The organism is Streptomyces sp. NPDC007162 (genome assembly GCF_040634175.1).
Taxonomy (GTDB): Bacteria; Actinomycetota; Actinomycetes; order Streptomycetales; family Streptomycetaceae; genus Streptomyces.
Genome location: NZ_JBEYFC010000067.1, coordinates 1 through 12,510 on the forward strand (window position 1 = coordinate 1; position 12,510 = coordinate 12,510).

At 74.3% G+C, this 12,510-nt stretch carries 12 protein-coding genes; 4 read left to right on the top strand and 8 right to left on the bottom strand.

All coding sequences use genetic code 11. The features are described 5' to 3' along the window. Positions 1 to 35: 35 nt before the first annotated feature. Positions 36 to 374 carry a hydrogenase maturation nickel metallochaperone HypA gene (locus tag ABZ646_RS11115; protein ID WP_360516025.1) on the top strand — a complete coding sequence of 113 codons (339 nt, stop codon included), beginning with the start codon at positions 36 to 38 and terminating at the stop codon, positions 372 to 374. A gap of 48 nt (positions 375 to 422) precedes the next feature. On the opposite strand, the gene hypE is transcribed toward ABZ646_RS11115, so the two are convergent. The 8 genes from hypE to ABZ646_RS11155 all read right to left on the bottom strand — a co-directional run bounded on the left by hypE (position 423) and on the right by ABZ646_RS11155 (position 9,472). Continuing rightward, positions 423 to 1,412, bottom strand: a complete 990-nt coding sequence (gene hypE, locus ABZ646_RS11120) for a hydrogenase expression/formation protein HypE (protein WP_360516028.1) — start codon at positions 1,410 to 1,412, stop codon at positions 423 to 425. Between the two features lie 67 nt (positions 1,413 to 1,479). Beyond that, positions 1,480 to 2,607, bottom strand: coding sequence for a hydrogenase formation protein HypD (gene hypD, locus ABZ646_RS11125; protein WP_360515969.1), 1,128 nt, complete (start codon positions 2,605 to 2,607; stop codon positions 1,480 to 1,482). Beyond that, complete coding sequence (locus tag ABZ646_RS11130; protein ID WP_360515972.1) at positions 2,604 to 2,894, bottom strand: HypC/HybG/HupF family hydrogenase formation chaperone; 291 nt, start codon at positions 2,892 to 2,894, stop codon at positions 2,604 to 2,606. The genes hypD and ABZ646_RS11130 overlap by 4 nt, the downstream gene beginning before the upstream one ends. 3 nt (positions 2,895 to 2,897) lie before the next feature. Beyond that, entirely contained in the window at positions 2,898 to 5,270 is a 2,373-nt protein-coding gene (hypF, locus tag ABZ646_RS11135) for a carbamoyltransferase HypF (RefSeq protein ID WP_360515975.1), read from the bottom strand. Further along, positions 5,267 to 5,989 carry a hydrogenase nickel incorporation protein HypB gene (hypB, locus tag ABZ646_RS11140; protein WP_360515978.1) on the bottom strand — a complete coding sequence of 241 codons (723 nt, stop codon included), beginning with the start codon at positions 5,987 to 5,989 and terminating at the stop codon, positions 5,267 to 5,269. Before hypB ends, hypF begins: the two co-directional genes overlap by 4 nt. A gap of 107 nt (positions 5,990 to 6,096) precedes the next feature. After that, positions 6,097 to 6,678 carry a hydrogenase maturation protease gene (locus ABZ646_RS11145; RefSeq protein WP_360515981.1) on the bottom strand — a complete coding sequence of 194 codons (582 nt, stop codon included), beginning with the start codon at positions 6,676 to 6,678 and terminating at the stop codon, positions 6,097 to 6,099. Continuing rightward, positions 6,675 to 8,345, bottom strand: coding sequence for a hydrogenase maturation protein (locus ABZ646_RS11150; RefSeq protein WP_360515984.1), 1,671 nt, complete (start codon positions 8,343 to 8,345; stop codon positions 6,675 to 6,677). The genes ABZ646_RS11145 and ABZ646_RS11150 overlap by 4 nt, the downstream gene beginning before the upstream one ends. A gap of 20 nt (positions 8,346 to 8,365) precedes the next feature. After that, complete coding sequence (locus tag ABZ646_RS11155) at positions 8,366 to 9,472, bottom strand: acyltransferase family protein (RefSeq protein WP_360515987.1); 1,107 nt, start codon at positions 9,470 to 9,472, stop codon at positions 8,366 to 8,368. Positions 9,473 to 9,974: 502 nt separating this feature from the next. Between ABZ646_RS11155 and ABZ646_RS11160 the strand changes: the two genes are divergently transcribed. The 3 genes from ABZ646_RS11160 (at position 9,975) to ABZ646_RS11170 (ending at position 12,507) form a co-directional block, all read left to right on the top strand. Continuing rightward, a complete protein-coding gene (locus ABZ646_RS11160; protein WP_360515990.1) occupies positions 9,975 to 11,327 on the top strand; it encodes an FAD-binding protein in 1,353 nt (450 codons plus the stop codon). 95 nt (positions 11,328 to 11,422) lie between these two features. Beyond that, a complete protein-coding gene (locus ABZ646_RS11165) occupies positions 11,423 to 12,169 on the top strand; it encodes a nuclear transport factor 2 family protein (RefSeq protein ID WP_360515993.1) in 747 nt (248 codons plus the stop codon). Continuing rightward, positions 12,166 to 12,507: a YciI family protein gene (locus ABZ646_RS11170; RefSeq protein ID WP_360515996.1), complete on the top strand. Its 342-nt coding sequence runs from the start codon at positions 12,166 to 12,168 to the stop codon at positions 12,505 to 12,507. Before ABZ646_RS11165 ends, ABZ646_RS11170 begins: the two co-directional genes overlap by 4 nt. Positions 12,508 to 12,510 lie beyond the last annotated feature (3 nt).

The window sequence follows — 12,510 nt, forward strand, 5'->3', positions numbered from 1 at the left end:
GTTCGACGGTGACCTCCTCGTCGAGGTGCTCCGTCATCCAGGCCAGCACCGGGCCGACCGCGATCGTGGAGCAGGCCGACGCATGGGCCCGGGCGGACGGCGCGGACACCGTGGCCGCGGTGACCGTCCGGGTCGGCGAGCTGTCCGGGGTCGTCCCCGACGCCCTGGACTTCGCCTTCGAGGTGGCCCGCGACGGCACCGCCCTCGCGGACGCCCGGCTGGTGGTGGAGGAGGTGCCCGCGGTGGCCTGGTGCGGGCCGTGTGCCGAGGAGTTCGCGGTGGGCATGCCGCCGTTCTTCTGGTGCCCGCGCTGCGACCGGCCCACCACGGAACTGCGCAGCGGCCGGGAACTGGAGATCACCGCCGTCGCATGACCCCGCCGGCGCCCGCGGGCGCGGGCGGGGTCCCCGTCGGCGGACCTGTCAGCAGATGCGGGGCAGTTGCTCCCCGAGCGGCAGGTCCACGACCCGGGTGCCGCCCAGGCCGGTGGCCACGACCACCATGCCGGGGTGCTCGGCCACGCACTCCCCGACGACCACCGCGCCCGCTCCCTGCGGGTGGGCGCGCATCGCCGCCAGCACGGCCTCGGCGTCGGCGGGCGGTACGAAGGCCACGAGGCGGCCCTCGTTGGCCACGTAGAGCGGGTCCAGGCCGAGGAACCCGCAGGCGTTGGCGACCGCGTCGGGCACGGGGACGGCGCGCTCGCTGAGCCGGACCCCGGTCCCGGAGGCGCGGGCGATCTCGTTCAGGGAGGCCGCCAGACCGCCCCGGGTGGGGTCGCGCAGGACGTGGATCTCCGGGGTGACGTCCAGCATGGTCGCCACCAGGTCGGCCAGCGGAGCGGTGTCGCTGGCGATCTCGACACCGAACTCCAGCCCCTCGCGCACGCTCAGCACGGCGACACCGTGCAGGCCGATCGGCCCGCTGACGATGACGACGTCCCCGGGCCTGGCCCGCTGCGGCCGGATGTCCACCCGCTCGGGGACCAGTCCGACCCCGGCGGTGGTGACGTACACCCCGTCCCCGTGTCCGGCCTCGACGACCTTGGTGTCACCGGTGGCGATGGTGACCCCGGCCGTCTCGGCCGCCGTGCCCATGGCCCGCGCGACACGTTCCACGACGGACAGTGCCACGCCCTCCTCCAGGACGAAGGCGGCGGAGAGGTAGGCGGGCCGGGCGCCGCTCATCGCCAGGTCGTTGACGGTGCCGTTGACGGCGAGGTCGCCGAGGCAGCCGCCCGGGAAGAACAGCGGCCGTACGACGTAGGAGTCGGTGGACAGGGCCAGCCGGGCGCCCCCGAGGTGGAGGACGGCCGAGTCGGTCAGGCCGGCGAGCAGGGCGTTGCCGTAGGCGGGGGCGAAGACCTGCTCGATCAGTTCGGCGGAGAGCGCGCCGCCCCCGCCGTGGCCCATCACCACGACCGGCTGGTCCCGGATCGGTGCGGGGCAGCTCCAGTTCGCGGGGTCGACCACGGTCCGGTCAGCCAACGGGGTTCATCTCCTCGCGCGCGGGCGCCGGTTCGGACATCCGGCGGTAGAGGTAGTAGGCGGCGCAGGCGCCCTCGCTGGAGACCATGGTGGCGCCGAGCGGGGTGCGCGGGGTGCAGGTGGTACCGAAGGCCGCGCAGTCGGTGGGCTTGATGAGCCCCTGCAGGACTTCACCGGCCCGGCATTCGGCGGGTTCCTCGGTGCGGATGCCGGTGACGTCGAAGCGGTGCTCGGCGTCGTACGCCCGGTAGGCCTCGCTGAGCCGCCAGCCGCTGCCGGGGATCCGGCCGATGCCGCGCCAGGAGCGGTCGGCGACCTCGAAGACCTCCTCGATCATGCGGACGGCGGCCGGGTTGCCGACCTCGCGCACGGCCCGGGGGTAGGCGTTCTCCACCCGGTGCTCGCCGCTCTCCAGCTGACGGACGGTCCGCCGGATGCCCTCCAGGATGTCGAGCGGTTCGAAGCCGGTGACGACGATGGGGACCCGGTGCCGCTCGGCCAGTTCCGGGTACTCGGTCATGCCCATCACGCTGCACACGTGCCCGGCGGCCAGGAAGCCCTGCACCCGGCAGCTGGGCGCGGTCATGATGGCCTCGATGGCCGGGGGGACCCGGACGTGGGAGACCAGGAGGCTGAAGTTGGTCAGGCCGAGCCGCTTGGCCTGGTGGACGGCCATGGCGTTGGCGGGGGCGGTGGTCTCGAAGCCGATGGCGAAGAAGACGACCTGCTTCTGCGGGTGCCGGACGGCCAGTTGGAGGGCGTCGAGCGGGGAGTACACCACCCGGACGTCACCGCCCTCGCCCTTGACGCGGAACAGGTCCCGGTCGGTGCCGGGTACCCGGAGCATGTCGCCGAACGAGCAGAAGATCACGTCGGGGCGGGCGGCGATCTCCAGCGCCTTGTCGATGCTCTCCAGCGGCGTCACACAGACCGGGCAGCCCGGCCCGTGGATCAACTCGACCTCTTCCGGCAGGAGTTGGTCGATGCCGTGCCGGATGATGGAGTGGGTCTGACCGCCGCACACCTCCATCAGGGCCCAGGGCCGGGTGGCGGTGGCGCGGATCCCGTCCAGCAGCCGGCGCGCCAGCTGGGGGTCGTTGAACTCGTCGATGTACTTCACCGGGCCTCGCTCCCCTCGGCCTGCTGGGCGGCCTGCCGCCAGGCGTCGCCGAACTCCTCCTCGAGGAGGCCGAGTTCCTCGAAGAGCTTGAGGGAGGCCAGCGCGGACTCCTCGTCGAGCCGCTGCAGGGCGAAGCCCACGTGGACGATCACGTACTCCCCCACCCGTACGTCGGACACGTACTCCAGGCACGCCTGTTTCTGCACCCCACCGAAGTCGATCAGGCCGGTGAGCGGATCTGCGGTGTCGTCGATGCTCACGACCCTGCCGGGCACTGCCAAACACATGGGTCACTCCGTCTCGTAGCTGACTGTTCCGAGTCCCTCGTGGCCGGACCGTCCGTGGGCCGCGACCACCAGCTGCCCGAGCGCCAGCCCGCCGTCGTTCGGCGGGACCTCGCCGTGCAGGAGAACCGTGAAGCCGTCGTCGCGGAGCAGTTCGGCGCTCACGCTCTCCAGCAGCGCGTTGGCGAACACCCCACCGGTGAGCGCGACGGTGTCCAGGCCGGTGTCCCGGCGGACCCGGCTGCAGACGGCGGCGACGGCGTGGGCGACCCCCCGGTGGAAGCGGGCCGCGATCACCGGTACCGGGGTTCCGCGCCGCAGGTCGGTGATGATCGCGCGCAGGGCGGGGGCCGGGTCGAAGCGGTCGCCGAACGGGTACGCGGCGGTGTCCAGGTCCCAGGCCAGGCAGGCCTGGGCCTCCAGCTCCAGGGCGGCCTGGGCCTCGTAGCCCGCGCGGTGGCACACGCCCGCGAGGGACGACACCGCGTCGAAGAGCCGGCCCATGCTCGACGTGGTCGCGCAGCCGACCCCGCTCGGCAACTGGCGCCCCAGCAGCCTGAGTTCCTCGGTCGAGCAGGCGGCCACGCTGGGCAGGTCCGGGTCCCACGGCAGTCCGGCCGCCCACAGCCGGGCCAGCGCCGTCCGGCACGGGTTGGCCACCCCGGCGTCCCCGCCGGGCAGCGGGGCCGGGGCGAGGTGGGCGAGGCGGCGGTAGCCGGTGTAGTCGGCGACGAGCACCTCACCGCCCCAGACGGTGCCGTCGTCGCCGTACCCGGTGCCGTCGAAGGCGACGCCGATGACGGGGGTGGTGCCGTCCAGGCCCGCCTGGGCCATGACGGAGGCGATGTGGGCGTGGTGATGCTGTACGAACACCGGCTCCGGCGAGGGGAGTTGCGCGTTGCGGCGGCGGGCCCAGGCGGACGAGTGGTAGCCGGGGTGGCGGTCGGCGGCGACCAGTTCGGGGCGGACGCCGGTCAGCCGGTGCAGGTGCCGTTCCGCCGCGGCGGCGGCCTCGAGGGTGGCCAGGTCGCCCATGTCGCCGATGTGCGGGCCGAACCAGGCGAGGTCGCCCTCGCCGACGCAGAGCGCGTTCTTCAGGTCGCCGCCCACCGCGAGCGCGGGCCGCACGGGCACCGGCAGTCGCAGCGGGCGCGGGGCGTATCCGCGGGAGCGGCGCAGGACCTGTTCGGTGCCGTCGGCGCGGACCCGCAGCAGGGAGTCGTCGCAGGGCGACGCGATGGGCCGGTCGTGCGCGAGCCAGGCGTCGGCCAGCCCGAACAGCCGGGTCAGCGCTTCGTCGTCGTCCGTGACAATGGGCTCGCCCGAGCGGTTGCCGCTGGTCATGACGAGGACGCGGGGGCCGGGCGGGTCGCCGGGGAGGCCGAGGAGGAGGGTGTGGACGGGAGTGTAGGGCAGCATCACGCCGAGGTGCGGGCTGCCCGGGCAGACGCCCGGCGCCAGCCTGACGCCCCGTTGGGGACGCAGGAGGACGATGGGGCGGCGCGGGCTGGTGAGGGCGGCCCGCTCGGCCGGGCCGACCTCGGCGATCCGCTCGGCCTCGGCGAGGTCCGCGCACATCACGGCGAACGGCTTGTCGCCGCGCGCCTTGCGGGTGCGCAGGGTGCCGACGGCGTGGGCGGCGGAGGCGTCGCAGGCCAGGTGGTAGCCGCCGATCCCCTTCACGGCGAGGATCCGCCCGGCGGCGAGCAGTTCTCGCGCCTGTGAGAGGGCGTCAGCGTCGCGAACAGCTCTCACTCCGCTGCCCGCGGCGGGCACCAGGCGCAGCCGGGGGCCGCAGTCGGGGCAGGCCACGGGCTGGGCGTGGAAGCGGCGGTCGGCCGGCGCCTCGTACTCCCGGGCGCACTCGGGGCACATGGGGAAGGCGGCCATGGTGGTGACCGCGCGGTCGTAGGGCATCCCGGTGGCGATGGTGAACCGGGGTCCGCAGTGGGTGCAGGTGATGAAGGGGTGGCGATGTCGGCGGTCGGCCGGATCGGCGAGTTCGCGCAGGCAGTCGGCGCAGGTCGCGGTGTCGGGCGGGAGCAGGGTGCGGCCGGGTGCGGACCGCTCGGTGGCGCGGATCGCAAAACCGGGGTCCGTCCCGGTGGCGGGCACCTCCTCGACGGCCACGGCGGTCACCGTGGCCAGCGGCGGCGCATCGCCCGCGAGCCGCCCGCAGAACCGCTCGACGTCCGCCGCCGCGCCCTCGACCTCGATGAACACCCCGTGCGCCGTGTTGCCGACGAAGCCGGTGAGGCCGAGGCCGGCGGCCAGCCGGTGGACGTGGGGGCGGAAGCCGACGCCCTGTACGGTCCCGCGCACCGTGATGCGCCGTCGCACGGCCGCCGTCGCGGTGGTGGGCGTGATGGGCGCGGTCACGAGGCGGTCGGGGCGTGGCTGTGGCCGTGGGGGTGCGGGGCGAGCGGCGGCCGGTGCGCGGGGGCGCCGTCCCGGACGGCGAGCACCCGGTCGAGCAGCGTGTCGACGCCGTCACCGGTACGGGCGCAGGTGGGGACGATCTCCACCCCCGGGTTGACCCGCCGTACCTGCTCGGCGAAGGCCCGCCCGTCGAAGCCGGCCGGTCCCGCGAGGTCGGTCTTGGTGAGCACCACCAGGTGCGCGGAGCCGAAGGCGGTGGGGTACTTCGCGGGCTTGTCCTCGCCCTCGGTCACCGCCATCAGCACGATCCGCAGGTGTTCGCCGAGGTCGTAGGAGGCAGGGCAGACGAGGTTGCCGACGTTCTCCACGAAGAGCAGCGCGGTGCCGGACGGCAGCCACCCCTCCAGGTGGCCGCGCACCTGACGGGCCTCCAGATGGCACAGCCCGTCGGTGAGCAGTTGTTTCACCGGAGCCCCCGAGCGGGCCAGGCGCGTGGCGTCGTTCTCGGTCGCGAGGTCGGCGGTGAAGGCGGCGACGGGTACGTCCCGCTCCAGCGCCCGTGCCAGCACCCGGCCCAGCAGTTCGGTCTTGCCGCTGCCGGGGCTGGAGAGCAGGTTCACCACGCTCACCCCGCGTGCGGTCAGGTCGTCGCGCAGGCTCGCGGCCAGGCCGTCGTTCCTGGCCAGGACGGCCCGGGTGGCCTCCTCCGACTGACACATGGGCGGTCCGCTCCTCGGTCGCTGGGGTGGGGAAGGACCTGCGGAGCGGTGGGTCCCGTCCTGGTCCGTCGGCGCCGCGGCGGGCGACGTTCGCCTCGTGGCGGTACTCAGCGATCCTGCGCGCCCTTGGTGGCTGTCGGCGGGCGACCGGCCGCGACGGGGGGCGCGGATTCCTCCGGGCGGGCCAACGCAGGCGTGGCCGACGGATCCGCGAGCAGCGCCGGGACGAGGGCGTGCAGGGCGGCGACCGCCTGCCCGACCGCGTCCCGGACGGGCACGGTGAGACCTGGGGCGATGTCCTCGTCGCCGCGCGGCAGCTCACCCGGTTCGCAGGCGAGGACGAGGACGCGGGGCAGGGGTTCGTCGCCGAGGTGGGCGGCGAGGGCGAGCACCTTCGCCGGGTCCATGCCGTGTGCCTCGGGCGCGGCCGCCGGGGCGCCGGCGGGCGGATCGGGCTCGATCAGGGAGAGGGTGCCGGGGCGTTCACCGCGGGCCGCCGCGTCCACGAGGACGGCGACCGTCCAGCCGTCGAGCAGTTCGTAGGCGAGGTCCATGCCCCGGATGCCGAAGTCCCGGACCCGTACCCCGGACGGCAGCGGCCGGTCGGCCAGGGCGCGGATCACCTCCGGACCGAAGGCGTCGTCGCCGAGGAAGATGTTGCCGACGCCGGCCACCAGCAGCCGGGTCACCGGGCACCGCCGGGGACCTTGCGGACGAAGTCCGAGCGCAGCGCGTGGTAGGCAGCGCCGGGGTCGAAGAACAGGGCGTGCATCCGCGCGAGTTCCTCCGCGCGGTACGTCGCGAGCGGGCGCAGCTCCTCGTCGGCCCGGCGGGCCGCGGCCTTGGCGGCGATCCGCCGGTCGAGGTCCGGGGCGTCGGCGAGGGCGGCGGCCAGGCGCTCGACCTCGGCGGTGAAGTCCTGTGCGGGCACCGGTACGAGCCGGTCGACGAGACCGAGCCGGGCGGCCGTCACCGCGCTCACCGGCTGCGCCTCCTCGGTGAGCCGCCGGGCGGCCTCCGCTCCGGCCCGGCGCGGCAGCGAGTACGTCCAGAACTCCGACCCGTACAGGCCCATCCGCCGGTAGTGGGGGTTGAGAACGGCGCCGGAACGGCACCAGACCTCGTCGGCGGCGAGGGCGAACATGACACCACCGGCCGCCGCGTTGCCGCCGAGCGCGGCGACCACCAGCCGGTCGGTGGTCCGCAGCACCGCCTCGACGAGGTCGTCCATGGCGTTGAGGTTGGCCCAGGACTCCACGGCCGGGTCGGGGGCGGCCTCGATGACGTTCAGGTGGATGCCGTTGGAGAAGAAGTCGCGCCGGGCGCCGAGCACCAGGACCCGGGTGGGCCGGGCCAGGGCGTACCGGTAGGCGGCGAGCAGCCGTCGGCAGTGGTCGGTGCTCATGGCGCCGCCCGGGAAGGAGAAGGTGACGAGTCCGACGTCGCCGTGCCGCCGGTAGCGGATGTCGCTCCAGGTGCGGCGGTCCGGGGCCGGTTCCAGCGGGGCGGGGCTCTCCGGGAGCGCCGGGTCGGCGAGTACGTCGGCCGCGGGGCGGCGGAAGGGGGCCCGGTCGCCGGAGTTCCTGCGGGGGCGCAGCTCCGGGATCCAGACGGCGCCGTCGCGGGTGGCCCGGCACACCGCACCCGCTCGCGTCGCCAGCAACTCGCCCGGGGCACCGCGCAGTTCGCCCTCGGGGTGGCCGCCGTGCAGGAACACCTCCCGGCCGCGGATCTCGTCCAGCACCCCCGGCTGCGAGTCGGCCCCGCGCAGCTTGCGCAGCACCGTGTCCGTGTCGTCGGCCGTCCAGTCGATCCGCCGCCGCTCCTGCTTGAAGACGTCACGCCAGACCACCCGGGAGCGGATCGCGGGATCACTCTGCGGCAGCGGCTTGTACGACCCGTCCGCGTACCGTCGTACGGCCCGGTGGACGGCGGTGACGGCGGCGTCGGCGGCCTCGTTGCGATAGAGGTCGCTCTTGCCGACCGGCGCCACCTCGAACGGTTCGCCCGCCCAGACGGCGCCCGCGTCCATCGCGGCCTCGGCCTGCAGGACGGTCACCCCCCAGGTGGGGGCCTGCTCGGCGATCGCCCAGTCGAGGGAGGAGGGGCCCCGGTCGCCGAGCGGTCCCGGGTGCACGATCAGGCAGGTGTGCTGCTGCCAGACGTCGTCGGGCAGGGCCGTCTTCAGCATCGGCGCGATGATCAGCTCCGGGCGCCGTTCGCGGACGGCGGCGCGGACGGCGTCCGGACCCCGGCCCGCCAGGGCGACGTCCACGCGGTGGCCGAGGTCGGTCAGTTCGGCGTGGATCCGCTGGGACAGGCTGTTGAACGCGCTCGCGATGAGCAGAATGTCCATGGTGCGGCATATTCGCCGCTTCAGCGGCTCCCGGAAAGGACCCGCGCGGCGTTTCGCCGCCCGTCCTGGGCCACTCGGCCGTCCTGGCCGTCCCCTGTCCGGAACGCCCACTCCATCCTGGGCTCCATCACGAACCGGAACACGCGGCGCACCGGTGGGGTGCACAGCAGCGTCACCACCACGGCGGCGACGAGGGTCACCGTCACCGCGCCGAGCGGGCCGTGCATCCAGGACGGGTCGTACCAGTGGGCGGGCTTGGCGGCCTGCGCGACGAAGCCGTGCAGCAGGTAGCCGTAGAGCGTGCCGGCGCCGAGGGCGGTGAACCAGGTGCGGCGGCCCGGCACCCAGGCGAGGAAGCAGGCGACCAGTACCAGGGAGCAGCCGAAGGTGGCGAAGGTCATGACCGGCCCGTACCAGGCGGGCACGCCGAGCTGCTCGGCGCTGTCCCGGTGGAAGAACCAGCGGTAGCCCAGGTGCGGCACCGACCAGTACGCGACGGCGAGGGCCGCCGCGGCCACGGGTACGGCGCACAGGCGCACCCTCCAGCGGCGCAGCAGGCTGAAGTGCTCGGGCCGCAGGGACAGGCCGAGCACGAAGTAGGGCAGGAACTGCAGCGCCCGCTGGAGGTCGAGGTCGCCGCCGATGGACGACGAGACGCTCGCCAGCGACGCGACGGTGAGCGCGACGGGCAGCGGCCACCGCAGCAGGCGCCAGATCGGGGTCGTCAGCCGCCAGATGAACAGGGCCGCCAGGAACCAGGTCAGGTACAGCGGGTTCAGGAGGCTGATGTCCCGGTCCGGGGCGTGGTCGCTCCACCGGGTGAAGAGGGTGTAGGCGACCTCGAAGACGACATAGGGCACGACGACGCCGGTGACCAGCCGCCTGACGCGGGCCGGGCTCGCGTCGAAGCCGCGGGAGAAGTAGCCGGAGATGATGATGAACGCCGGCATGTGGAAGGCGTACACGAACGTGTAGAGGGCGGTGACGGTACGGCTGTCCGAGCGCAGCGGTTCCCAGGCGTGCCCGGCGGCCACGAGCACGATCGCCAGGTACTTCGCGTTGTCGAAGTAGGCGTCACGCCTCGCGGCGGGTGAACCGCCCCGAGCAGCCGACGGGCGGGCGCCCACGGGCAGCGCACCGCCGCCGGTGACCGAGGGGCCGCTGCCGGTGGCCGGCGGACGGTTGTCCGCGGTCGGCGAGACGCTGCGGGTGGTCGACGCGTGGTTACCCCTGGCCGAAGGGCCAAGGCCGGTGGCCGGGGGGTGGTTGTCCGTGGTCGGCGGGGTGTTGTGGGTGGTTGCGGGCCTGTTGGGGGGCGGGGACGTCGGCCGGGGCGCGGGGGTCGCGGGTGACGCTTCGTCGGCTGGGGTTGCTGGCTCGCGGGGGCCGGACAGACCAGAACACCTCTCACATGAACGTGCGCTCCGGGGAGCGACCGGGGGACGGGACGGACAGGTGCGGAACCCGGGACGGGTGGCACTGCTCCGCAGACGCTGCTCTCCGGGATTCGCCGGAGTAAACCCTCCGTCGCGCCCGGGCGGCACTGCGGGAAACGGCGCCCGTGCGAAGTCCCCTGCCACGAGAATGGGTGCCGCCACTGTCGACCGATGCCTTCTGGGAGCGTGCCGCGTGACGTCGTCGGACCGTGTCGTCTCTGCCTCCGCCGGTTTCGTTGAACTGCTGGACACCCGCCCGGAGACACTGCGGGAGGCGGCGGCGGACTTCGGAGGTCTCGTGCACTCCCCACCGCTGGGCGTGCTCCGGCCCCGCTCCGCCGCCGGGATCGGGGACGCGCTGGCGTACGCCGGCCGGCACGGGATCCCGGTGGCGGCGCGGTCCGGCGGCCACTCCCTGTACGGGCAGGGGCAGGCACCCGGCGGGATCGTCCTCGACCTGGGTGAGCTGAACGCCGTCGGGCCGGTCACCGGGGACCGGGTCGAGGTGCGGGCGGGGGCGCTGTGGCGGGACGTGCTCGCGGCGACCCTCCCGCACGGGCTCACCCCACCCGTCCTCACCGACTACCTGGGCGCGGGGGTCGGCGGTGTGCTGAGCGCGGGCGGTCTCGGCGGCGCGAGTCACCGGCACGGCCTGGTCGCGGACTCGGCGCTGGAGCTGGAGGTGGTGACCGGTGCCGGTGAGCACGTGGTCTGCTCGCCGGACCGGCACAGCGCCCTCTTCCACGCGGTCCTGGCGGGCCTCGGCCAGGTGGCCGTCATCGTCCGGGCCACCCTGCGCCTGTCCCCCGCGCCCACCCGGGTCCGCCGCTACTGCCTGTACTACTCCGGCCTGGACGGCTACCTGTCCGACCAGCGCCTGCTGGCCACCGACCGGCGCTTCGCCCATCTGGAGGGCCAGGTCCGCCCCGTCCCCGGCGGCTGGACCCACATGATCGAGGCGGTGGCCGCCCACCGGGGCGCGAGCGCTCCCGACGACGGCACACTCCTCGGCGGCCTGTCCTTCGACTCGGCCGAGACGGAGGACCTCGGCCACGCCGAGTTCGCGAACCGGGTCGCCGCCGACGAGGAGATCCTGCGGACGACCGGTGAGTGGCGGTACCCGCACCCCTGGCTGAACCTGCTGCTCCCCGAGGACACCGCCGCGTCCGTGGTCACCGGCGTCCTCGCCGACCCCGGTTTCCAGGACCTGCGCGAGAACGGCCTGATCCTGCTCTACCCCCTGCTCACCGGCGCCCTGCGTGCGCCGCTGTTCCGCCGCCCGCGAGGCGAGGTCGTCCTCCTGTTCGCCCTGCTGCGTACGGCGGCCCCGGGCACGGCCGGCCCGATGGTGGCCGCCAACCGCGCGGCGTACGAGTACGCGCGGGCGAACGGTGCCGTCGCGTACCCGGTCAACGCGCTGCCGATGTCCCCCGCGGACTGGCGGGAGCACTACGGCAGCCGGTGGGAGACGCTGGCCGAGGCCAAGGGCGTCCACGACCCGCACGGCATCCTGGGCCGGGGACACGGGATGTGGGCGCCGGCGTAGGAACCGCTCGGGGATTTCCTCCGGCCGGGGTGTCGATTCCACCGGGCGCCGTTCGTCGGTGGGGTGTAGGAAGCTTTCGAGCACCGGGAGGAACGATGAAGTACATGCTGCTGGTCTGCGGCGACGACACCGCCGACGCCTCCGCGATGGCGCCGGTCGAACCCTGGGTGGAGGAGCACGGCGTGCGCGGCGGGACCCGGCTGTACGGGCACCGGCTGCGGCTGCCGGACACCGCGGTCACCGTGCGCGTGCGGGACGGTGAGGTGCTGCGGACCGACGGACCGTTCGCCGAGACGAAGGAGTACGTCGCCGGGTTCGACGTCGTCGACTGCGACAGCCTGGAGGAGGCGGTACGGATCGCCGCCGGGCATCCGGTGGCCACCGTCGGGGCGCTGGAGGTGCGTCCGTTCTGGGACGAGGACCTGATGGAGGACGCCGAGACGGCCGTCCGCCGTATCGACGCCGAGCTGACCGAGGCCGCCCGCGAGCGGGACATCGACCGGCTGACGGCCTGCTACGCGCCCGACGCGGAGGTCTTCGGACCCGCCGACGTCGAGGGGCGTTCGGGGATGGCCGAGGTCCGCAAGAACGCCGAGGCGTGGTTCGCGGCGCTCAACGGGCCCGTGCACCGCGAGGTGCGCCACCTCACGGTGCGTCCCGGGGAGGGCAGCTGCTTCAGCCACGCCCTCGTCCGGATCCACGGTACGCGCGTGACCGGGGAGCCCCTGGACCGGCTCGTCCGGGTCACCACCGGCTATCGTGACACCGGCTTCAGCTGGGTCATCGCCCACGAGCACATCTCGGTCCCGGTCGGCAGCGCGGACCGGAAGGAGCGGTCATGAAGTACGTGCTGTTCATCTGCACCCCGGTCGGCGGCGCGGAGCTCAGCCCCGCCGAGATCGCCGAGGACCCGCGCTTCACCTCGTACGTCCAGGAGGTCCGCAGCCGTGACGTCGTCAGGGGCGGCGCCCGGCTGCGGCCCGCCGCCGACGCCACCACCGTGCGCGTCCAGGGCGACGAAGTGCTGCTGAGCGACGGGCCGTTCGCCGAGACCAAGGAGTACGTCGCGGGCATCGACATCATCGAGGTCGCCGACCTCGACGAGGCCGTCGCGCTCGCCTCCCGGCACCCCGCCGCACTCGCCGGCGGCTCGGTGGAGGTACGGCCGGTCTGGGAGTGAACG

Coding starts and splice junctions, on each gene's coding strand:
- hypE (WP_360516028.1), bottom strand. CDS start 1,412: ATGGGCCACGGCGGGGGCGGCGCGCTCTCCGCCGAACTGATCGAGCAG.
- ABZ646_RS11130 (WP_360515972.1), bottom strand. CDS start 2,894: ATGTGTTTGGCAGTGCCCGGCAGGGTCGTGAGCATCGACGACACCGCA.
- hypB (WP_360515978.1), bottom strand. CDS start 5,989: ATGTGTCAGTCGGAGGAGGCCACCCGGGCCGTCCTGGCCAGGAACGAC.
- ABZ646_RS11150 (WP_360515984.1), bottom strand. CDS start 8,345: ATGGACATTCTGCTCATCGCGAGCGCGTTCAACAGCCTGTCCCAGCGG.
- ABZ646_RS11165 (WP_360515993.1), top strand. CDS start 11,423: ATGAAGTACATGCTGCTGGTCTGCGGCGACGACACCGCCGACGCCTCC.
- ABZ646_RS11170 (WP_360515996.1), top strand. CDS start 12,166: ATGAAGTACGTGCTGTTCATCTGCACCCCGGTCGGCGGCGCGGAGCTC.